The following is a 23,427-nucleotide window of genomic DNA, read 5'->3' on the forward strand; positions in this document are numbered from 1 at the left end:
GTTATGACTCTATTTCGACAATTGTCCCGTTTATTCCTCTTTTTTCATCAAACTTCTTCCGTAAGTCCCTTTTCTCCATAACCATTCAAGCGGACCCATCCGAAATTTTGAAAGCCATAGCTCCGCGAAGATAACTTGAACGACAAAGAGGCCAACTGCAATCCAAGTGCCCGCCGCTAAGTCCACCCTGCCGTATAATCCAAAACCATACGAATAAAAAATCAATGTGGCGACAATTGATTGCGTGATATAGGTTGTTAAGGACATCCGCCCCGCTTTTCCAATAGGTCTGAAGACGTCGCGGAACAGTGGGAATGTACAAAATAATAAAAGCAAGCTAACATAACCAGCGGCTAGAATGATGTTGCCAATCGTATCCTGTATTTGAATTAAATCCAATGCAGGTTTTTTCAAGTGCGGGAGTAATTTTATCCAGATTCCCGCAGCCAGTGATAATAACGCTAAAATAGCCAACCGAATTTTAAATTCTTTCGCGCGTTCAATGACTTTCCATTTCGATAATGCCGCCCCAAACATGATAATCGGCAATACGATGAAAAACCCCATAAATGTCCCGCCGAGCCCTATGACTAACCACTCGAAAAACCTTAAAGTGAAAATGTCCCCAAAAGAACCGCTTCCGAAAACTTCAATCGAACGTTCAATCAGGTCTAAGTCGGCGTAATCACTCATTAATAGATTCGAATTCGCTTTCATTAATAATTTCGCGACAAAATACATGAATGCAGCCGGAATCATATATAGGGCTCCTGCAAATAAGGCAAGCCATTTTGCAGGAATCCGAACAAATATTAATAACAAAAAGCCCATGACCGCATACGGAAATAATACATCGCCTGACCAGATGAAAAGCCCGTGTAATAGCCCAATGCCGAGCAATATTCCTAATCGCCTTGCCATAACAGGTACGAACGGAGTGTTTCGCTGAATTGACTTCTCATATTGCATGTTAATGCCGTAGCCAAATAACAAAGCAAATATAGGATAAAAACTGCCCTGCACGAAAACATCGATCCACTTGAAAGTCGCCGCATCCCCCGATGTGAACCATGAGTAGGGATCCACATGTAAATAAGGCGTATGAAAAAGCAACATATTCGCGATAAAAATCCCCAAAAGTGCAAATCCTCTTGTTATATCAAGCGCTTCGATTCGATTTTCTACATTCGTAGGCGACATTTTCACTTTTCTTCGTCCCCCTGAATAAGCACTGTACTATCCCCATCAAATAGGTAAAGCACCATTTCTTTAATTTCTACATTGATAATCGATTCGATTGCACGTTTGTACAAATTCAACTGAACTCCGTAACGGTCTTGCATTTCATTTTCAATTTCACCAGGAGAATTGAATCGTCCTTGCACCCGGTCCGTTTTATAATCCAGCAGAACCCAACCATCCTCTTCTTGGAATAAACAATCCGCGATTCCTTGAATGATTTGATAATCCCCGTCATCGCCATCATGCGCATACGTAAACGGCAATTCTCTCAATACTTTTGCTGACTGTTTTACTCTTTTCGCCATATCTGACTTTAAAAACTGAGTGATTTGATTGACCTGCACAGCATTTGCTTCTTCTTGCGTTAATAATTGACGCGTTTGTAGCGTTGTGATTAATTGCTCAACGGTTTCCGAATTTTGTTCTGTTTGAAGATCAATATGCTGCATGATCGTATGCATCGCCGTTCCGATTTCCGCAGGAGAAAGCGCCCGGGTTTGCATGAAGTTAGGTCGAGCATGCAAATATGCCGTGCTTACTTCATCTCCCTTTTCTGCAAAAGGATTTTCTTCCTCTTGTTGCGCAAGAATCGAGAGTCTTTTCAATTCGCTAACCGTTTGCTTCGAACGTTTTGCAATCGAATTGCTATATTCGTATGACCAATCAAAACGTCGTTTCACTTCATCATAAATTTGCTCATCAATTTCATCTGACTTTCCAACATCATCCTGAGGAATTAAACCATCATTTTCAACGATGCTCTCTTGGTGCAAATGTAGATTCATTACAGATGAAAACGGTAGCGCATCTATCTTCCATTTCGATGAATCTGCAACGAACTGTCCTCCCGGAAGCACATCAAATTTACCGAAGTCAGGATGCCTTGCGACTGCTGGTCCAATCCAATCGAGATAACTATTTGCTCTAGAACGCGTATACTCGGGCAACATCAACGATGGATCAACCAGTTGAGCATCCTGCCACTTACCGATCTCCCTTTCAATATCCTTAATAGAGGCGATTAGCTCCAAATATTCTTTTGCTCTGGTCATCGCGACATATAAGATCCGCATTTCTTCTGCACGCATTTCGAGTTCCTTTTTCTCTTTCATCGCTAAAAAAGGCAAAGATGTATACGTAATTCGATTATCCGGATCAATTGCTTTCACTGCCAAACCGAAATGTTGGTCGAATAAATAAGCTTCATTGAAATCCATCTTATTGAACTGCCTCGCAATTCCAGAAATAAAAACATATGGAAACTCGAGGCCTTTTGATGAATGAATGGTCATTAACCGAACAACGTCTTCTGTATCAGTAAGCGACCTTGCTTCTCCTACATCATCGCCCCGCTTTCTCATCCGGTCGATAAATCGAAGGAAGCGGAATAAGCCGCGAAATGATGTTTTCTCATAATCAATAGCACGATCATGGAGCGCGCGAAGATTTGCCTGTCTTTGTTGTCCATTCGGCATGGCGCCAACCATTTCGTAATAATGCGTATCAGTGTACACTTGCCAAATCAGTTCAGATAATGATCCGCGACGCGCCAAATTTCTCCAATCTTCAAATTGCACGAAGAACCGTTGCAATTTCTCTTGTGTCTTTGTTTCAATACCAGCGCCGCCTGTTGCCATAAAAGACTTTAATGCTTCATAAAACGGAGCATTCTTGTCGGCTAGCCGAATTTTCGCAAGCTCATTTTCAGTCATGCCGATAAACGGCGAACGGAGAACAGATGCCAGCGGAATATCTTGGTACGGATTATCAATGACACGCAAGGTATTTAACATGATCATCACTTCGAGCGCTTCGAAATAACCTCGAGACAAGTTTGCATAGATTGGAATACCCGCAAGCTTGAACTCTTCAACAAATTCAGCCGACCAAGTCATCGACCGCATTAAAATGACAATATCCCGGTATTCGAGCGGTCGTTTTTCATCGGAAAATGCATCTGTGACTTCTGCCCCTGAAGCCATTAACTCTTTAATCCGTTTAATTATAAAACGTGCTTCAGCTTGAGAACTTTTAATACTTTGTTCACTTTGATCTTCCTCTGTTGCATCTTCTTCGTCGTCTTCATAAAGGACAGTCAATTCCGCGGGCACTTCTTTAACCGGGTACTGCGCACCGTATTTAAGTGCGGCAGCCTCATCGTAATCGATATCTCCGACACGAGCGCCCATCACCTGCGAAAAGATGAAATTCGTTGAATCCAATACTTCTTTTCGACTTCTGAAGTTCGCGTTCAAATCGATTTTCAGGCCCGAATCTTCGCCCGTTGCGTTAAAGTTTTTATACTTTCCAAGAAACAGGTTTGGTTCAGCCAGACGAAAACCATAAATCGATTGTTTGACATCGCCGACCATAAACAGATTCCCATCTTTCTCATTGCCATTTTTCACCAAATTGACAATGGTTTCTTGCAGTAGGTTCGTATCCTGATATTCATCAACGAGCACTTCCGAAAATCGCTTGCGGTAATCAATGGCGATATCAGAAGGCAGTAGTTTTCCATCTATTTCAACAGACAGGATCCGTAGAGCATAATGTTCTAAATCTGAAAAATCTACAATTCCCCGGTCAATTTTCACAGTTTCATAACGCCTGCCAAAATCAATCACCAGTTCAATTAACGTATGCATTGCGGGTGCCATTAATTTAATTTCTTCCAGAAGCCGATTCGGTGTTCGAATAAAATATTTTTCTTTAAGGTCATTGACAATCTTTTTCACAACATCTCGAATTTTTTTCGCGCGGTCGGCAAGCCCTTCATCGCAGGAATCTTTTTTAATTGCTCCTGCCCTGACCCACTTCAGCGTCCCGAAAAACTCGTATGTTTCTTCCCAAGTTCCAACTGTAATGCGCCTGATGGCTTCATCAATCCACATCATGTCAGTTTCTGCAGTTGCAGCAAGTGCCGCGGGTCCTTCAGGCATCAAAGCGATACGTCTTAAATCACCTGTTAACGCAGCTGCTTCTTCAAGGGAATGACGAATTGCTGTTTTTAAGGGTCCTATAAATTCAAGTTCATCGACTGAGCTGATTTGCTCGATTTCATATTGTTCAGGTATGAGGCACAACCACTTCTCCGGAGAAGGATGAACCCTTGAATAATCGTATAAACGACTGATAAGAGTCTCAATCATTTGGTCGTCTCTATCCGAAGTGAAACTATCTGCCAGCCTATAAATCAACTCAGGATTTTCAGAACTGTACGCCGTTTCAAGCACTTCACTAATCGTGTCATCGCGAAGAAGCGCGACCTCCGTGCTGTCAGCGATTCTAAAACCCGGATCGATATCAAGTAAATAAGCGTACTGCCGAACGACATTTTGGCAAAACGAGTGAAGCGTGGAAATCTGTGCTTTATTCAACAAGTTCAATTGCCTGCGCAAATGAACAGATTCCGGTTTTTCTGCAATCGCTTCTTCGAGCGCTTCTGCCATTCGATGACGCATTTCAGCAGCCGCTGCATTTGTAAATGTCACGACGAGTAATTCATCCACATCGATTGGATTCTTCTCATCGACAACTTTTTCGATCATTCTCGAAATGAGCACTTTGGTTTTCCCTGAACCCGCGGCTGCAGAAACAAGAATATCTCTGCCCGAAGCCCATATTGCTATCCATTGTTCATCGGTAAACGTAAGTCCTTCAGGTTTCACGGGTATGTTCATCATCCCCAACCACCTCCTCACGCATTTTTTCAAGTGATGTATCTGCATCTAACATTTCGTAATTACGATATTGTTGAGCTGGATCTGTTGGGTCGAATTGACAAACGGATCGGTACGAACAAAATTGGCAAGGCATTTTATCTTTCAACTTATACGGATAAACACGCGTATCTCCCGCTAGCATTGCATTTCCAGCCATTTGATGTCGTGTTCTCACATAAGACCGCATCATTTGCAGATCCTCTGCTGCCAACACTTTCGATCTCTTTGTAAATGATCCATCTTTTTTGAATGCCGCCGGAATAATCTTTGACGAACTACCGATTTCAACGTCCATCGCTTCTGCCACTTCAGGATGCTCTAGTAGAAATCCGCGCATTTTATAAGATTTGGCAATTTCATCCTCCAATAGTTGGGCTGAAAGCTCTTCTACTGGGCGAATCATCGGATTATGAACGTGGACATACAGTAAACCCGCCGGATCTGCATGAAAACCAAGCAATTCTTCAACATGCTCAAGCGCCACGTCAAGGTATGTCATCATTTGTAACGATAATCCATAATACACTTCAGCCAAGTCAAGTTCTCTTGCCGAAGATTTATAATCAATGACGCGAATATAATTCTTCCCATTAATTTCAGAAGCATCGATTCGATCAATTCGGCCACGAAGTTGCAAAGGCTTCCCCATTCGAAGAGGAATTTCCAAGGAAGGCAACTTTTCGCCCGGTCCAAATCCTGCCTCGATTGCAATCGGCTTAAAGTTTGTCGATTTAGCTTGTGTGCTAAGTGAATAAATTGTCCGTTGAATAACTTGCACTAACTTCCGCTTGATGTATACATAGCGATTCGTTGATGATAGGATCCGGTTGAAAAAGTATGGCGTAATGTCATCTACTGCATCAGATGCCAACCGCCAACATTCTCCTTTTGTCAATTCGGCCCAAGACTTTCCTAGTCGCATTGTTTCATCCGAAATCCATTTAAGAGCCGCGTGGAATAAATCACCAATAGCAGGTGCTTCAAGCGTATACTCTGATCGATCTTGTAAACCAAGGCCGAAAGAAGCATAGTGTTGAAACGGACAACTATAATAGGATTCTATTCGCGAAACACTAGACACGAAAGAATCGCCGTATAATCCTTTTGTCAAATCAATCGTCAGTCTATCGGTTTCATTGCCAACTTCTAACGGTCGACGAATTCGACCGAGAACAGAAGTCCAATAAACATCTCTTTCATAATAGGCCAGTACAGCCTTCCATTCTGGTGCAATCTTCTGCATATGTTCCGCTTGCTTAAGTTTCATCGCAGCAAATGGCAATGCCGCCCTCGGATGGCTAATATACGCAAACCTGTCTACATCCCCCTCTAATTCTGACGGATCCATGACCGCAGATTCTGTCTGAATTCCCGGGAGAAGTTGCGAGATTCTTGCAATGTATAAGGACGGGAGTAGCGCTTTCCCTTCTTCATCTGCAATCGGGTATGAAATGTATAGCTGTTCCCGCGGTGCAGTGAATGCGCGGTATGCGATAAATGTCTCGTCCATTAACTTCATTTTCGATGTCGGTGCAAGTTCGAAACCAATTTGAGAAAACCATTCCCGGTCGGTATCCGATAAAATTCCTTCATTATCAATTCGTTGCGGAAGCACACCGTCATTGACACCCAGGAGAAAAACCGCATCGATATTCATTAAACCCGAAACTTCAATCGATGACACCGTCACTTGGTCTAATGAAGGTGGAATTCGAGTGAATTCCAACGAGTCGAATCCTTCATCTAAAATGCGTGCTGCGTCACTCGGATTCAACTCTTTATCGCCAAACATCAGCACGAACTGGTCGAGAACATCAATCCACCCGTTCCACGCCTGTTCATGTTCAGTTGCGCCCAAAAGACGACCCGCAAGCTCCTCTTCCGCCCGCAGATCAACTACTTTATCATAGACGCGCAGTTGCTCTATAAATAAAAATATCGCTTCTGCTACTTCCCTGCCATTCTTAGACTTCTTCATTTTCTTTTCAAACTTTTGAAGTGGTTCTCGTATACAATCGCGAATACGATGTAAGTCTTCTTGCATCGCAAGTTCTTCATCGGTTTGAACGTCGGTATGCAATTCAAGACCGCGATATCGTTTCACTCTCCAGCGCGAATCATCAAACCAACGAGAACCATAGATGCCACGTGCAAGAATATAATTTTCAAGGCGGTCTGCTCGTTCGCGCCATACATTCAAATTTTCACCATGCGGAAAAAATAAATCTGTTTTTACTGCGCGAAAAATCGATTCATATGACCAACCCGAAGTGACCGCTTCCAATACAGAACGTGATAATTCAATGAGCGGATGATGCAACATCGGTTTTTTTCGGCTGATGAAAACTGGAATATCGTAATGCGGAAATATAGTTTCGATTAATTCATCGTACACTTCCGGTTGTCGATACAAGATGGCCAGATCCTTATACCTTTTTCCTGATAACATCAATTCTCGAATCTTTCTTGCAACAGCATGAATCTCAGCCCTTCGATCGGCTGCTTCAATAAACGTTACATGACCATTCGACGGTTTCCCGCTTGTCGGGTACTGATCAAATGCTGCCTCGAGATGTTTCAAATCATCATTTTCAAAGCGCATAACTTGATTCATATGAAAATCTTCTTCAACGTCAATAGACTCCAAGTATGCGATTCCTCGCAATCGCAAAGAAGTTCGCACTGGATTGAAAAACAATTCATGATCCGCGGATCCTGTTAAATCAGACTCCATCGGCAATGTCACTGTCACGCGATTTCCATATTTTAAAAGTTCCGTAATAATTTCATATTCTCTCGTCGTAAAGCTTTCGAATCCGTCAATATAAATATCTGCCCCTTTTAATATGTCCGCATGTTGAATTTGCATCGCAAGAAGCGCCAAATGACCTTCACTGTCCACGTAAGATGTGCCAAGTTTTTCTTCTATTTTTGCAAGAAGAAGTGATAAATCGCTGGCCTTATCAATCAAGGTTCTCGGTGCACTCGCGGCGAGTAGTTGGTCGTGAAGTTCATTCATCGTAGTAAAGTCAACAGCGTAGCGACCAAACTCCTGTAATAAGGTGCCGATTTGTTCCGTAAATCCGCGTTTATTAGCTGCTTGGCGAAATAACTTGAACTCTTCATGATGCTCTTCCAAAACACTTCTAACGAGCATCCGGTAGCCAAAACCATTTACTTCTTTACGAGTAATACCGCCGACCTCCTGAAGTATCCGCCAAGCTAATCGTTTAAATGTCACAACTTGTGCACGAATGATTCCATTCAATCCGTAATTGACGGCTAAACTATGCTCCACAGAAAAAGACATTTGGTCTGGAACGATGATAAAAATGGGAGCTCCTAATGGATTTTGTTTAAGTTCTTCAGCAATTTCTCTTTGAATATGCGTCGTTTTTCCAGATCCAGATCTTCCGGTAATAAAACGTAATGACACACACTTCCCCTCCTTTGAACGTAAAAAAACCTGCAATCCTTTCTCTCTATTGTACAGGAAAGGGGATGCAGGTACTATTTTAGTAGGTTTCCTTTTTTTTACGTCTTTCATTCAACTGATGAAAATCCGCGTCTACTTTTTTCGTTAATCGGTGTTCAAGTCGCTTTCCAATCAACCAAAGCAAAATAACAACAACTGCAACAATCGCAGTTCGAATTGGTTGTGTAAGCAGCGCTTTTAAATCGTATCCTATAAAACTAACAGTACATATCATTACAAGTTTGCCAGCCATCAACGTGAGTAAGTAATGCGTTTTCCTTATACCTGACAAACCAGCTACTAAGTTTACTAAAGCAGACGGTGTAAAAGGAAAGCAGATAAATAAGAATAACGGACCGAATCCATTCCGGTCTACCCATTTAATAAGCTTTTGCACACGAATACTTTTTGTTAAAAAGCGAAAAAATCGATTCTCACCATATTTTCGAATCAATAAAAACACAGCATATGAACCAGCTGTCGTGCCTGCCCATGATAATAGAATTCCATACCCTAATCCAAAAGCACTTGCATTCGCAAAAACAAATACAAATAAAGGCAAGAAAGGGAGAAACGACTCGATAAATGGTAACAGGAGTCCGATTAATGGTCCAAACGCTCTATAATGTTGAGACAACTCTATAATTTTATCTACATCAAACCATTCATTCACCCAAATCACCCTCGCAGCATCTAGAGACTTATAGTGATAAGTATACCCAATAAATCAATTTTATCACCTATTTCATCAATTTTACACAAAAGTATAGTATAATCAGAAAAACAAATAAGAAAGATGTGACAAAATGGAAAATAATACGTTTTTTTCTGGACTAAAAGCCGGAATGAGCATTGCAATAGGCTATTTTCCCGTTGCGCTCACATTTGGACTTCTCGCAAAAACTGCCGGCCTCTCAATGATTGAAGCGACGGCTATGAGCATCTTCGTTTATGCGGGCGCTTCTCAATACATAGCTTTAAGCCTTATCGCCGATGCAGTCAACCCTTTGTTGATCGTCATGAATACGTTTGTCGTTAATATTCGACATTTTCTCATGACCGCTTCATTAAGTGAAAAATTAAAGCCCGAAAAACGGTGGATTAAAGCCATTTATTCGTTCGGAATCACTGATGAATCTTTTTCGATGCTCGCCACGAGTAAAAACAAAAAAATAACAACTGCATTTACTTTCGGAGTAACCTTGATCGCATATGGAAGTTGGGTTATTTTCACAGCCGTCGGACATGTTGTCGGGGCAAATTTGCCACTTTTCCTCCAAGCCGCAATGTCAATCGCACTATTTGCAATGTTTGTCGGACTGCTTGTGCCTTCTATGAAAGGTAACCGAAAAGTTGTTATGTTGGCGACTATAGCAGCCGCAATTCATTGTTTTTTTTATTTCACCGAACTCTTATCAACCGGTTGGGCAATTCTCGTTGCAACACTCATCTCATCAGTTTTCGTTGAATTTATTTATGCGAAACATCGTAAAACATCAGAACTGATATATTCAAGGGAGGGGGAGTAAATTGGGACCTGCATATTGGTGGATGCTTTTTGGAATGGCGCTAGTTACATATATTCCTAGAATGATTCCTCTGACTTTTCTGGAAGGTAAAGAATTGCCTCCTATTATTTCCGGTATTCTTCGAAACATTCCATACGCCGTACTTGGAGCACTTATCTTCCCTGGTATTTTGTTCGTACAAGAAGGAAATATTCTTTTCGGCATTATCGGAGCCGGGGCAGCATTTTTAATAGCAATACTAGGCGGCGGCGTCATGTCTGTAGTTTTGGGTACAATTGGTGTACTTGCTGTTTATAGTTTATTTATGTAAAAAGAATAGTCTATATTTCAAAAGAATGAGAAAGCAGCGGACTGAATATAAACTTGAATAATAGATTATTCAAGCTCATTATTAATGATTTTTAAGTAAATTAAAAAGTATGAGAGGAAAACTATCAAATTCCTCTCATACTTTTCTCTATTCTATATCCAAATGGTCGCGTGCTCGTTTAACCATTCGGCTTGCATACCAAAAACCGACTGTTAGTGATATAGCATCTACCGTATACAATACCCAGTTATGTGTATAGCCCGCATAAACTGAGGCTGCTATTAACCCTGCTGTTAATAATAGCCCTACAACATGATGAAATGTTATGCGTGTAAACAATACGACTAGTAAAGCAGGCATGATAGCCGCAAGTATGAATTTTGTTACGAATGAATCCATGTTAGCAACAACCTTCCCTTACAAACAAACGGTTACGCTTACCGTATAACCAATATTCCAAGACGATGATGGTCATGACGATAAATGACTTGTTGCATGAGTCGTACTTCTCCATCGCGCCCAAGAACCTGCAACCGGCAGTGCGCGGCATTAATTTGAATGGCATCGTATAATTCTTTTTCGTTCATTACTTCTAACCCATTGACGGATCTGATACATTCCCCTGGAAGTAAACCCATCTTATCGCCCGGCGAATTAGGTAATACCCCCGCAATAACAACCCCAGTCGATTTTGGCGCTACGACAAATGCGCCGCTGCGCTCTTGAACCGACACAATTACGGAAAACACGGCACGTCCTGCAACACCGAATAAAAGTGCCGCTACGCCCAATACAGGCATCCATATCGCACTAACACCAAGTGCAAAGACAACGGTTCCGATAACTATCACGCCACGTCCAATTCTCGGGAATGCGATATTAGGATACGATGAGCGAATCACTTGGGAAAACCCGATAATAAGTGGAACAGGAACAAAAGTAAATGCGTTCTCAGCCAGCGTAAACTGTGGCCAATAAGGTAAATACGCCTGAATTAAATCACCAGGGACAATAAACAAAACCGGCAAAAGCCAAAGTCGCTTTGTTTTGAAAGCTGTGGCTTGAAGCCCTCTTTTAGTCTTTTTCAAAAATGGAGACGTATCTCGCTCGCCGTATCGGCTAATTAGAAAACCTTCAGCAACTAATAATAAACCTGCAATGATCGCAACGGTTACAACTAAATCACCGAATAAGTCTACGTTAGCCGGCGACCATCCACGGTAAACAAAATCACTAGCATAACGTTCCATGAAAAAGATTATAAAATATGCAACAGCCGCAAAATAAATTGGAGACATTATTTTATAATAAAAAGAAAGAAGTCCAACAAACGCCGCAATGCAAAATAAAACCAGCCAACCTGAGTCTACTGCCAAACCGGCACCCGATATAAGAATCGATAAAATAATCGCATATGGCCAGGATTCTGATAATAGTCGTTTTAACTCAGTAAATCCTGGCATCAAGCGAACTCTGAAACTACGTCGTTCTCTCTTCACCCGCATATAGCCTAAAAACACTGCCGCGATTAGTGTGGCCACAAATAGTGGATTCAGAAAAAATAACGATGCAGCTGTTAGTACTTCTAGTAATATATCTTTCACCATGTACCGACACCATCCTATTCATTACTACACTATTTCTATCTATTGTAACAAATGAACAGTACATTAGGCGAATCCTTATTGACTATTTTCAGAAGATTATTTTTAGAATAATAAAAATAAGCTGTTAACGGGATGGAATTCAATCCGTTAACAGCTGTTTCTACGTAGAGTTTACTTTTCCGCCAATAGATGCAGTAAATAATCTAATCCCATTTGTAATTGAACGTCATTTTCACGATTTTCACGATAGATTTCAATTTCTTTTTGCAATGCCGTGAAAAATTGTCGATCCATCTTGCCTGATTGTTCCACCTTGGACTCCTCTTGAAACTCTTTAACCGCGTCCGATGTTGCTTCATCAAAATAGCCATCGTCGCGCCCTAAAGTATAACCAAGTCCGGCGAGTAACTTTTGACTGTAGGCAACATCGTCAGAAAAATCGCCTTCAGTATATTCAGCAGAAACTAAACGAATATGCTCATTAAACAACTCATTTTGGGCTATTTTCAGATCGGCTTCTACGCCTTTGCCGTGTATCCATTTTTCTTTCGGCGTCAGCCATTTTGCAGTTGATAACTTCACTTTTCCGCCGTTTGCTAGATCCTTTGTGTCTTGGACAGTTCCTTTCCCAAAACTTTCAGTGCCTGCGATGGATGCTCTTCGTAAATCCTTTAAAGCGCCGCTTAACATTTCACTAGCTGATGCACTTCCTTTATCTTGAAGCAAAACCAGCGGAACTTTCTTCAGCTGGCTATCAAATTTTATTTTTTCATCCTGGTCTGCGACTAGCGGAGTTAAGGCCCCGTTCGCATCTTGTAAATAGGCATATACCGTATCTTCTTGAAGAAGACTCGATAAGATTGTGCCGACACTGTGTAAATAGCCCCCGGGATTGCCACGGACATCGATTACAAACGCTTCAGCGCCATCACCAATCAAGTTTTCAGATGCGATTGCCCATTCCTTAGCAGTTTCACTTCCGAAGGTCGTAATCGATATGTAACCGACTTTGCGTTCCTTCTCTTCGATTAATTCACTACTTACCGTCGTTACAGGTATAACATCGCGAATAATCGAAATTTCAAGATGTTTATTTAACTCAGGTCTATAAATCGTCATCGTAACAGCTGTCCCTTTTTCCCCTCGAATTTTCTTAACCACATCTTGTAATGTACCACCGTCTAACGGTTTGCCATCAATACGAATAATTTCATCATAGGGACGTAATCCAGCTTTATCGGCAGGAGATGACTTTACAGGGGCAACTATTATAAATTTTCCATTAGACCTTGTAATTTCTGCACCGATTCCGATTCTTTCACCCGCAAGCGACTCTTCATGAGCAGCAGCTTCTTCTTCTGATAAATAGGTTGAATATGGATCACCAATCACTTCAGTCATCCCTCTTAGTGCGCCTTCGATGAGAAGTTCTCCTTCTACAGGGTAAACGCCTTGATCCTTAATAATTGTAAAGGCTTCATCGATAACATCGAATGAGCTTTTTTCAACACTCTTATCACCTTTCCCTTTATTCGAGATTAAAAATATTGATGTTGCAGCCACCGCAATTATGACTAAAAGTAAAAGCCAGCTTCTTCGCAGAATGCTCCCTCCTCCGTTTACTATATGAACGGAAAATTAACATTACAACTACAGAAACTGGCTAAATTCATTTTAAGTTATTTACAAGCTCTTCCATCATCTTTTCATCCATCGGACCAACAAATTTATGCACGATTTCACCGCTTGTTCCAAGCATGAATGTCGTCGGTATCGATACGATTTCATACATTCTTTCTACTTTCCCGTCTTTATCCAACGGAATCGGGAAAGTTAATCCGTAGGCATCTATAAATTCCTCAACGCCTTTAAGTCCTCTTCTCTCTGTATTCGTCATATTGACTGCAACAATTTCGACATTTGCGGACTCTTTATTCTTTTTATAATAATTTTCCATATGCGGCATCTCAGCTTTACACGGGCCGCACCAGGAAGCCCAAAAGTTAAGAATGACTTTCTTTCCTTTCAAGTCCGATAAGTTTAGCTGTTCACCTGACATTGTCGTAAGGTCAAAGTCCGGAGGCAAATTCCCTGGTTCAAGTCCCACGATATTTTTCCCATCTGATTTAACGACGGAAGCAACTTGATCACTAGGTGCATTTTTTTCAATATTGGATTTTACTGTCATGACAATCATTGATCCGATAACTAATATAGCAATTAGATAACCGATCATCTTTTTATTCATAAACGTCCCTCCGATTTATCTTTATCATTTTGTCCTAAGAATATTATTATGAAAATCGTTACTAGAATTGTTGAGAAAAATGAACTGTCTATATAACTGGAAGGCTGAAATAAGGATGTGAAAAAGTGGCCAGCTGCAAATAGTAAAGCTAACTGGATTACCGCATTCTCCATTTTATGAATGCTAATCCATATGATGATAGCGACTAGCGTGAACATGATGATTGTAACCGATTCAGCTAGTTTGGTTCCTTCATTCATGATTGCCATAGTTAATTGAAAGATTGTTTGTATTGTAATGAATCCTAAAAACAATGCTTGTTTATCGAGCGTATGCAATCCGTTCTTCTTTAATTCAATTACGATTGTAACCATTCCAGCTAAGAGTCCCAAATATAAACCAACTTCTCCACCGTTGAAATATATTATGGATAATGGCGATTTAATGACATTTTCAAAATCAGTTAGTATCACGCTTAATTTCCAGACGAGGACGAAATAAAAAATCGAATCGGCCAACACGCTAGAAATGCGTTTTCCAAAACGTAACCGAATGGCTAAATAAGCTAACGCGCAGGCTAGCACTAGCGCGACCCAAGAAGAGGGTACTGTTGTATTGCCGATGATAAATAACTTTGTTACAGGCATCCTTTACTCTCCTCAGTTTATAAAATCCTTATATTAGCTTACCCAATCCGCAATTGCATGGCTAGGTTTTTGCCCAAGAAAAAACCCTCGCAATGGAGGGTTTTAAAATTTATTAAAATGGTACGTAACTTCTAGGATTTACTACTGAATTACCGTAAGCAGTCCATCCGCCAATATGGAATTCAAAATGAAGATGCGGACCTGATGATCGTCCTGTATTCCCCATTTTACCGATAACTTGTCCTTTGGAAACAACTTGACCGGAACTGACGTTTATACTTGATAGATGCGCATATAATGTTGTGTAAATTTTACCGTTAACCGAATGCTTGATCATAATTATATTTCCATATGTACCAAGTACGCCAGTACGCTGAACCACTCCATGTCCCGCAGCTAATATTGGTGTGCCACTCGAGTTCGCAACATCGATTCCACGGTGATTAGTCGAATCAACAAAATCAAGTTTACGGTAACCAAATTCAGAGGAAACATATCCTGCAGCCGGTCTTGTCCAATCGCCATTTGATACAGGCGGTGCTGGTGTTGTCGGTGTTGGAGCCGGGCTGTTAGAACTTCCGCCTGTTTTACTTGCAGAAGCTTTTTGAGCTGCTGCAGCTGCAGCTTTTTTCCTTGCTTCTTCTTCCGCTTTCTTTCTAGCAATCTCTGCCTGACGTGCGAGTTCAGCTATACGCGCTTCTTCTGCAGCGATTGCTTGTTCAACTTCTTTACTAACCTCATGAGCCTCGTGATATTCTTTTTCTAGCTTCTTCTTTTCTTTACCTAATTTCTTTTGTTCTGCTTCAAGTTTATTCACAAGTTGAGCTTTTTCTTTTTTCTGAGAATCCAATGATACTTTTAATCTTGTAAGTTCGTCTTTTCGCTTTTCTTGGTCTCTAAGTTTTTGTTCAACTAGTTTCTTCTCTACTTCCAACTGTTCTTTATCTTCGTTTTGTTGCTTCATAATATCGCGATCCGCTTCCATTAATGTGCTAACGGCTGAGTATCGATCGATGAAATCAGAGAAGCTATTCGCTCCCAGTAATACGTCCAAATAGTTTACTTGTCCGCCCGTGACTTGCATGGCACGAATACGGTCACGCAAAACAACATCGCGCTCTTCAATTCTTTTTTCAAGTTTTGCAATGGACTTTTGCAATTTCTTAATTTCTCGGGTTGTTTGCGCAATTTCCTCTTCGACACGTTCGATATCAGTATTCGTTTTATTCACTTTATTTGTCAACTCATTAATTTGACTGCGAATTGACTCGACTTTCGATTCGACTTTATTAATTTCAGAATCTTTCACTTTAATATCAGAGTTTAAATCCTCTTTTTTCTTTTCTATATTTTGTTTTTCAACTTGCATATCTTTCAAAGAGCTTGCAAAAGCTGAAGGATTTTCTATTGCGGTTGTTAAAAATAATATTGCAACCAAAAACGGCAGCATCCATTTCGACATTCTCAACTGATAATTTCCCCTTTCAATTCTTCTATCTCTTTAACTATCAAACTTTCAAAAACTTTCTAACTGACATAAAACTGCCCCAAATCCCGATGAAGATTCCTAAACCAAGAATTAACGCATTTAATTGATAGATAAACGGCGTTACTTCAAGAAGTTTAAATAGTTCTCCTTCGATTTTAGGTTCGATGATATCGTATAAATTAAAGTAAGCGACTGTAAGCAATATCATCGGTAGAAGCGCGCCTAGAATACCAAGCCAAATTCCTTCCAATATGAATGGAATTCTAACGAAGTTATTTGTGGCCCCCACAAGCTTCATTATTTCAATTTCATTTCTACGTGCGTTAATCGTGACTCTTATCGTATTGGAAATCAAGAACATTGCTGTGAATAATAGTGCAATGATAAGCCCGAGTCCAACATTTCGACCCGAATTGAGAAAACCGAATAACTTTTCAACTTTTCCTTCTCCGTAAATCACTTCGTAAGTATATTCATAGGTTTCAATTTTCTTCGCAATTTCAGCTGTCTGATGAGGATCAGCCGCTTTTAAATAAAATGCATGTCGCAGGGGATTATCTTGTTTGTATAAACCAAGTTCGTCTCCAAACCCTTTAATCATTTTACTCAATTCTTGCTCATTTGAAGAAAACTCCAAATCCTGTATGCCTTTTGTTTCTTGTATTTCTTTTTCCAACTTGGCGATTGCTTTATCATTTGCCGCTAAATCGACAATTACTTTTATTTCGACATCGTTTTCGATGTTATCTGCAATTTTATTTAAATTCATCATGATGACAATAAAGACACCAACGAGCAAGAGAGTCACTGTAACCGCACTTACTGAGGCGAATGTCATCCAAGCATTCCGTCCGAGGCTTTTGAAACTTCCGCTAAGGTGTCGGCTAAATGTTCTAAACTTCATAGCCGTATGCACCTCCGAGTTCGTCGCGTGCGATTAGGCCGCCTTCAACTGCGATTACTCTGTGTTTCATCGTATTAACGATTTCTTTGTTATGAGTAGCCATGACAATCGTTGTGCCTCTTGCGTTAATTCGTTCGAAAATATTCATGATTTCATAAGAAGTTTCCGGATCAAGGTTTCCTGTAGGCTCGTCTGCAATAACTAATTGAGGAACATTCACAATAGATCTAGCAATCGCTACGCGTTGTTGTTCGCCGCCGGATAATTCATTGGGAAACATTCGCGCTTTTTGTGCCAATCCGACAAGTTCCAGTACATCAGTAACTTTTTTTCGGATCCTAGCGGGGGTTTCTTCGATTACTTCAAGGGCAAATGCCACATTTTCATATACATTAAGTTTCGGTAGTAATTTAAAATCCTGAAATACGACACCGATGCGTCTTCGCAAATAAGGAACTTTTCTTCTTTTCAATGTTGCTAGATTAACACCATCTATAAATATATCTCCGCTTGTTGGCGTTTCCTCGCGGTACATCATTTTAATGAATGTAGATTTTCCTGCACCACTTGGACCAACAACGTAAACAAATTCTCCGCGACTAATTTCTATATTAATGCCATTCGATGCAACGACGCCATTCGAATACTTTTTGTAGACATCTTTCATCACAATCATACTAAAACCACCTGAATCTCTAATAATTAGATTTTATTCAACAACACCAATAGTATAGCATGTATTTTTCACTCTAACTATTACAGTTATATTTCATTTGGTTTAAGTGAATTTGATTCGGGTAGAAATATTCCCACATTCAGGCAAATAGTCGTTTTCACTCATAAAAAAACACTAGCGGAAAAAATATCCGCTAGTGTTTTTTACTTTTACTTATTTTTTCTCAGCAAGCCATTTCGAAACTGCTTCGGCTTCTTCACCTTTGATGAGTCCACCTGGCATTCCGCCCTGACCATTGATAATAATATCGTGGATTTCAGTTTCTGAAAGCTTCGAACCGATATTATTTAATGCAGGTGCGCCGCCGCCCTCTAGGTTGTTACCGTGACAAGAGATACATTTATTGTTGACGATTTTTTCAGCATCTACGCTCGCTACATCGCCGCTCGTATCCTTATCGCCGTCATTTGCCGTATTCCCGCCGCCACCACATGCGCCGAGAACAAGAAGTGATGCAAAAATTGCTGCTAAAAGTTTTTTCTTCACGCTGTTTCCTCCCTTGATTTTGTAGTTTGTTACATAGGAATATAAATATACATTCCTCTATTGCAGTATACCAAAAACATGGGCTTTTCAATCTTTTAACGTCAAAGCAGAATTCCGAAAAAACAACACAGCCCTTGTCGTGGCAACATTTACCAAGACATGTCACGATTCTGTGAACGTGGCTTTTTGATGTTTATCTGTTTTCTCGAGAAATATCATATAATTACTTCATCTATAATACTCATATTGCCTATTTGACTTTTTATAAACATTTTTACGATATTTGAGAACGCAAATACGCATTAATGAATGGATCAAGATCGCCGTCCATGACAGCGCCGACGTTTCCAGTTTCCATATCAGTACGGTGATCTTTCACCATTGAATATGGGTGGAATACATAAGAACGAATTTGACTTCCCCAACCGATTTCTTTTTGTTCGCCTCGGATTTCAAGAAGACGCGCTTGTTCTTCTTCAACTTTAATTTGATACAATTTCGATTTTAGAAGGTTCATCGCACGTTCACGGTTTTTAATCTGCGAACGTTCGGTTTGACACGTCACTATTGCTCCAGTCGGTAAATGCGTAATCCGAACGGCTGAGTCAGTTACGTTAACGTGCTGTCCGCCTGCGCCACTAGAACGGTACGTATCAATTTTCAGATCCTCTGTACGAATCTCGATATCAATATTTCCATCAAATTCAGGCATGACTTCACATGACACGAATGATGTGTGACGGCGTCCTGAAGAATCAAAAGGTGAAATACGAACAAGTCGATGGACACCTTTCTCAGCTTTCAAATAGCCGTACGCATTATGGCCTTTTATCGATAATGTTACAGACTTTACGCCTGCTTCATCCCCTGCTTGATAATCGAGCGTTTCAACTTTGAAATTATGTTGTTCCGCCCAACGCGTATACATTCGTAAAATCATTGAAGCCCAGTCTTGGGATTCTGTACCGCCTGCACCAGAGTGCAATTCAAGAACCGCGTTATGTCGGTCAAACTCGCCGCTGAGAAGCATGTGCAATTCAAATGCTTCTAGTTTTTTCTTGAACGCTTTTAATTCGACGCCTAGCTCTTCTTGAAGCTCTGCATCAAATTCTTCGCGTAATAAATCATGCGTCATTTCCAGATTTTCTTGTTCATCTGTCAATTCTTTATAGTCGCCAACAACGTCTTTCAACCCATTGGATTCAGAAATAACTTTTTGAGCTGATTCTTGATTATCCCAGAATCCAGGCTCAGCCATCATTTCATCAAGTTCTTGTATTCGAGCCTCTTTGTTTTCTAAGTCAAAGAGACCCCCTGAAGTCCACTAATTTCTTAGCTGTATTGTCAAGCTCGTTGCGTACATCCGATAATTCAATCATAATAAGTTCCTCCTGAAATGGGTAGTAGTGCTTAGTTTCGACCGTGGCACTGTTTGAATTTCTTGCCGCTACCGCAAGGGCATGGTTCGTTGCGTCCAACATTCACTGTGCGACGCACCGGTTTCTTCTTCACTGGTTCGCCTTCGTCGTCCGGTTTAACTGCGTGGCCTTTAACAACTTCTTCACGCTCTAAATTATTGCGAATTTCTGCCTTCATGGCAAACCTTGCTGCGTCGTTCTCGATAGCTAAAATCATATCTTCAAACATAGCAAATCCTTCGCTTTGATATTCGCGCAGCGGATCTGTCTGTCCGTATGCACGCAAGTGAATTCCGTGTCTGAGTTGCTCCATTGCGTCAATATGATCCATCCACTTCGTATCAATTGCGCGAAGTAAAATAACTTTTTCAAATTCACGCATGCGCTCTTCCGACATTTCTTCTTCTTTCTCATCGTAACGAGCTAAAACGGCTTCTTGAATAAATGTTTTTAGTTCTTCAGTTGTTTTGCCTTCTAAATCTATTTTCGTCAACCGGCCCTCAGGGAGTAAATTCGCGCCAATGAAATCTTCAAGACCTTTCAAGTTCCATTCAGCTGAATCTTCCGCTGATGTATAGGCATCAACTGTACGATCGATAACATCGATTATCATTTTTTCAACAATGCCGCGAATGTTATCGGTCTCCAAAACTTCATTACGTTCTTTATAAATGATCTCACGTTGCTGACGAAGAACATCATCGTATTGGAGTAAACGTTTCCGTGCGTCGAAGTTGTTCCCCTCTACACGCCTTTGCGCTGATTCTACAGAACGGGAAACCATTTTCGACTGAATCGGTGTTGTATCATCCATGCCAAGTCTTGTCATCATCGCTTTCATTTGATCTGATCCAAAACGTCTCATCAATTCATCTTCGAGCGATAAATAGAACTGCGTAACCCCTGGATCACCTTGACGACCGGAACGTCCGCGTAACTGATTGTCAATTCGGCGAGATTCATGTCTTTCGGTACCAAGAACAGCAAGGCCGCCTACTTCGACAACACCTTCGCCGAGTTTAATGTCTGTACCGCGACCGGCCATATTCGTGGCGATGGTAACGGATCCTTTATGACCAGCTTCTTGAATGATTTCCGCTTCACGGCCATGATTTTTAGCGTTTAAAACATTATGTTTTACACCGAGTTTTTTCAGGTAGCCAGAAATGATTTCTGACGTTTCAATTGCGACGGTTCCGACCAATACTGGTTGGCCTTTTTCATGACGGGCTTTAATATCTTCCGCCACCGCTTTAAACTTCCCATCCATTGTTGAGTAAATCAAGTCTGCACGATCATCACGGATAATCGGCCGGTTTGTGGGAATTTCAATAACATTCATATTATAAATATTACGGAATTCTTCTTCTTCCGTTTTCGCTGTACCCGTCATTCCGGAAAGCTTATCGTACATTCTAAAGAAGTTTTGGAATGTAATCGTCGCTAGTGTCATTGATTCATTTTGCACTTCCAAGCCTTCTTTTGCTTCAATTGCTTGGTGAAGCCCATCACTGTAACGACGACCTTTCATAAGACGTCCCGTAAATGAATCTACAATAACGACGCTGTCTTCTTCGACAACGTAATCAATGTCAATATGCATGCTAACATGTGCCTTAAGTGCTTGGTTTATCCCATGAAGCAGGGTCACATGTTCCAAATCAAATAGATTATTGATGCTAAAAGCAGCTTCAGCTTTCTCAACGCCTTTTTCAGTCAGAACAACGCCTTTTGTCGATTCATCAAAAGAATAATCCTCGTCGAGTTTCAATGTTGTGACGAACATGTTTGATAACCTGTATAAATCAGCAGCCTTGTCTGCTTGTCCTGAAATAATTAGCGGTGTTCGGGCCTCGTCAATCAATATGGAGTCAACTTCATCAATGACGCCAAAATGAAGTGGACGTTGAACCCTCTGGTTGCTGTAAAGCACCATATTGTCGCGTAAATAATCAAAGCCGAGTTCATTATTCGTACTATAAGTCACGTCTGCTTCATACGCTTCACGCTTTTCTTCCTTAGACATGCTATTTAAGTTTAAGCCTACGGATAGGCCAAGAAACTCATAAAGTTCGCCCATTTCTTCAGCGTCACGACTCGCGAGGTATTCGTTGACCGTAACGACATGCACTCCTTTGCCTTCAAGCGCATTTAAATAAACCGCAAGAGTTGACGTTAGCGTCTTCCCTTCACCGGTTTTCATCTCTGCAATATTACCCTCATGCAAAGCAGCTGCACCGATAATTTGCACGCGGAATGGATACATCCCGAGAACCCGTCGCGAAGCTTCACGGACAACAGCAAACGCTTCTACTTGTATATCATCAAGTGTCTCGCCATTGGCGAGTCTTTCTTTAAACATATCGGTTTTGGCATTCAACTCTTCGTCAGATAACTGTTCCATTTCAGTAGCCAAAGCTTCGACTTGATCTGCAATTCTTTCCAGTCTTTTTAAATCTCTTTTATTCGAATCGAATATTTTACTTAATACGCCCAGCATATAGGTCACATCCTCATTTTGTTCACTCTTTATTTTAACACTGCAAAATGCGCTGTGCAAATGTACCACTAAGTTATTTATAATTGAGTATACGCAGCTCTTCAAAGAAAAACCTCCAAGTGCACGCTCACACTTGGAGGATTATTATGTTTACCTATTAATTTGTTTCAATTAAACCGTATTTTCCATCTTTTCTCTTATAGACAATGTTCGTTTCATCTGACTCAGCATCAGTAAAGATAAAGAAGTTATGTCCGAGCATATTCATTTGCAGAATCGCTTCTTCTTCGTCCATCGGTTTCAAGTCGAAACGCTTTGTTCGGACAACAGAAAACTCATCTTCCTCTTCATCATATTGTGGACCATCATTCGTTTTACTCTTATTAACTGATGCAAAGAACGCTGCCACGCCTTCCCTTTCACGGAATTTGCGATTCACTCTAGTTTTGTATTTTCGAATTTGACGCTCAAGCTTATCGACGATTAAATCGACAGCTGCATACAAATCATCATGTCTTTCTTCTGCTCGTAGCGTTAAATTTTTCATTGGAATTGTTATTTCCACTTTTGTTTGTTTGTCATTGTATACTTTCAGATTTACGTTTGCAGTCGCGTTCGCACCATTTGTAAAATACCTTTCGAGCTTTGACACTTTGTTTTCTACATGATCGCGAATCGCTGGAGTCACCTCTATGTTCTCGCCGCGAATGTTAAAGTTTAGCATATGAACTCCTCCTTTATTTAACCACTACCGTACACTTCTATACGTTCCCTCAAAAGTCCTTTTAAAAACCTTGAAAAAATAAATGATATTGGCGAAATATGTCGAAATATTGACAGCCATTATTCAAATACCTTTCACTAAAAAAGTGAATATAGATTTGTTGATTATGAATTATATACTTCCTTTATCGATCAAGCTTTTCCCACCCCTCCAATCCACAGCGATGGTACCGCTTTTTTCACCAATAACAAAGTACGACTAATCAATGAATCTTCGACAATATTCGCAAGGTCTTCTTTTGCGAAGTGACTAGTAATGTATTAATTCCTCAAACGCGGATGATTATTGATTAAAGATAAACCATCCACGATTTTAAATTACCATACT

At 40.7% G+C, this 23,427-nt stretch carries 18 protein-coding genes; 2 read left to right on the plus strand and 16 right to left on the minus strand.

Annotation, left to right across the window (positions count from 1 at the left end):
* Window positions 1–30: 30 nt before the first annotated feature.
* The 4 genes from G8782_RS05655 to G8782_RS05670 all read right to left on the minus strand — a co-directional run bounded on the left by G8782_RS05655 (window position 31) and on the right by G8782_RS05670 (window position 9,115).
* On the minus strand, window positions 31–1,200 hold the full coding sequence (locus G8782_RS05655; protein ID WP_246231598.1) for a DUF418 domain-containing protein: 1,170 nt from the start codon (window positions 1,198–1,200) through the stop codon (window positions 31–33).
* A gap of 2 nt (window positions 1,201–1,202) precedes the next feature.
* Window positions 1,203–4,925: a helicase-exonuclease AddAB subunit AddA gene (gene addA / locus G8782_RS05660; RefSeq protein WP_172370229.1), complete on the minus strand. Its 3,723-nt coding sequence runs from the start codon at window positions 4,923–4,925 to the stop codon at window positions 1,203–1,205.
* Window positions 4,903–8,403: a helicase-exonuclease AddAB subunit AddB gene (addB, locus tag G8782_RS05665; protein ID WP_172369908.1), complete on the minus strand. Its 3,501-nt coding sequence runs from the start codon at window positions 8,401–8,403 to the stop codon at window positions 4,903–4,905. Before addB ends, addA begins: the two co-directional genes overlap by 23 nt.
* Before the next feature lie 79 nt (window positions 8,404–8,482).
* A complete protein-coding gene (locus G8782_RS05670; protein WP_172369909.1) occupies window positions 8,483–9,115 on the minus strand; it encodes a VTT domain-containing protein in 633 nt (210 codons plus the stop codon).
* A 133-nt stretch (window positions 9,116–9,248) separates the two neighbouring features.
* Between G8782_RS05670 and G8782_RS05675 the strand changes: the two genes are divergently transcribed.
* Together G8782_RS05675 and G8782_RS05680 are read left to right on the plus strand one after the other, a co-directional pair.
* Window positions 9,249–9,971, plus strand: a complete 723-nt coding sequence (locus G8782_RS05675; protein ID WP_172369910.1) for an AzlC family ABC transporter permease — start codon at window positions 9,249–9,251, stop codon at window positions 9,969–9,971.
* 1 nt (window position 9,972) lies between these two features.
* Window positions 9,973–10,281, plus strand: a complete 309-nt coding sequence (locus tag G8782_RS05680) for an AzlD domain-containing protein (RefSeq protein WP_172369911.1) — start codon at window positions 9,973–9,975, stop codon at window positions 10,279–10,281.
* 147 nt (window positions 10,282–10,428) lie between these two features.
* On the opposite strand, the gene G8782_RS05685 is transcribed toward G8782_RS05680, so the two are convergent.
* The 12 genes from G8782_RS05685 to hpf all read right to left on the minus strand — a co-directional run bounded on the left by G8782_RS05685 (window position 10,429) and on the right by hpf (window position 23,040).
* Window positions 10,429–10,680 carry a CsbA family protein gene (locus tag G8782_RS05685; RefSeq protein WP_172369912.1) on the minus strand — a complete coding sequence of 84 codons (252 nt, stop codon included), beginning with the start codon at window positions 10,678–10,680 and terminating at the stop codon, window positions 10,429–10,431.
* 38 nt (window positions 10,681–10,718) lie between these two features.
* A complete protein-coding gene (locus G8782_RS05690; protein ID WP_172369913.1) occupies window positions 10,719–11,888 on the minus strand; it encodes a PDZ domain-containing protein in 1,170 nt (389 codons plus the stop codon).
* A 171-nt stretch (window positions 11,889–12,059) separates the two neighbouring features.
* Window positions 12,060–13,451 (minus strand): S41 family peptidase, encoded by a 1,392-nt coding sequence (locus tag G8782_RS05695; protein ID WP_343034973.1) that lies wholly within the window; start codon window positions 13,449–13,451, stop codon window positions 12,060–12,062.
* A gap of 106 nt (window positions 13,452–13,557) precedes the next feature.
* On the minus strand, window positions 13,558–14,136 hold the full coding sequence (locus G8782_RS05700; protein WP_172369914.1) for a peroxiredoxin family protein: 579 nt from the start codon (window positions 14,134–14,136) through the stop codon (window positions 13,558–13,560).
* Window positions 14,133–14,783, minus strand: coding sequence for a hypothetical protein (locus tag G8782_RS05705; protein ID WP_172369915.1), 651 nt, complete (start codon window positions 14,781–14,783; stop codon window positions 14,133–14,135). The genes G8782_RS05700 and G8782_RS05705 overlap by 4 nt, the downstream gene beginning before the upstream one ends.
* A 112-nt stretch (window positions 14,784–14,895) precedes the next feature.
* On the minus strand, window positions 14,896–16,245 hold the full coding sequence (locus G8782_RS18595; protein ID WP_281357904.1) for a murein hydrolase activator EnvC family protein: 1,350 nt from the start codon (window positions 16,243–16,245) through the stop codon (window positions 14,896–14,898).
* Between the two features lie 46 nt (window positions 16,246–16,291).
* Window positions 16,292–17,176: a permease-like cell division protein FtsX gene (ftsX, locus tag G8782_RS05715; RefSeq protein ID WP_172369916.1), complete on the minus strand. Its 885-nt coding sequence runs from the start codon at window positions 17,174–17,176 to the stop codon at window positions 16,292–16,294.
* Window positions 17,166–17,852 (minus strand): cell division ATP-binding protein FtsE, encoded by a 687-nt coding sequence (gene ftsE / locus G8782_RS05720; protein ID WP_172369917.1) that lies wholly within the window; start codon window positions 17,850–17,852, stop codon window positions 17,166–17,168. Before ftsE ends, ftsX begins: the two co-directional genes overlap by 11 nt.
* Before the next feature lie 213 nt (window positions 17,853–18,065).
* The gene (cccB, locus tag G8782_RS05725) at window positions 18,066–18,398 is read right to left on the minus strand and encodes a cytochrome c551 (RefSeq protein WP_172369918.1); all 333 of its coding nucleotides are present in this window, start codon (window positions 18,396–18,398) and stop codon (window positions 18,066–18,068) included.
* A gap of 274 nt (window positions 18,399–18,672) precedes the next feature.
* Window positions 18,673–19,774, minus strand: a protein-coding gene (prfB, locus tag G8782_RS05730) for a peptide chain release factor 2 (RefSeq protein WP_172370232.1) whose coding sequence is annotated in 2 segments (ribosomal slippage) — window positions 18,673–19,701 and window positions 19,703–19,774 — 1,101 coding nt in all. Because the reading frame shifts where the segments join, the coding sequence is not laid out codon by codon here.
* Between the two features lie 34 nt (window positions 19,775–19,808).
* Window positions 19,809–22,316 carry a preprotein translocase subunit SecA gene (gene secA / locus G8782_RS05735; RefSeq protein ID WP_172370233.1) on the minus strand — a complete coding sequence of 836 codons (2,508 nt, stop codon included), beginning with the start codon at window positions 22,314–22,316 and terminating at the stop codon, window positions 19,809–19,811.
* A 157-nt stretch (window positions 22,317–22,473) separates the two neighbouring features.
* On the minus strand, window positions 22,474–23,040 hold the full coding sequence (gene hpf / locus G8782_RS05740) for a ribosome hibernation-promoting factor, HPF/YfiA family (protein WP_172369919.1): 567 nt from the start codon (window positions 23,038–23,040) through the stop codon (window positions 22,474–22,476).
* Between the last annotated feature and the right edge of the window lie 387 nt (window positions 23,041–23,427).

This window comes from Sporosarcina jiandibaonis (genome assembly GCF_013184495.1).
GTDB classification, from domain to species: domain Bacteria; phylum Bacillota; class Bacilli; order Bacillales_A; family Planococcaceae; genus Sporosarcina; species Sporosarcina jiandibaonis.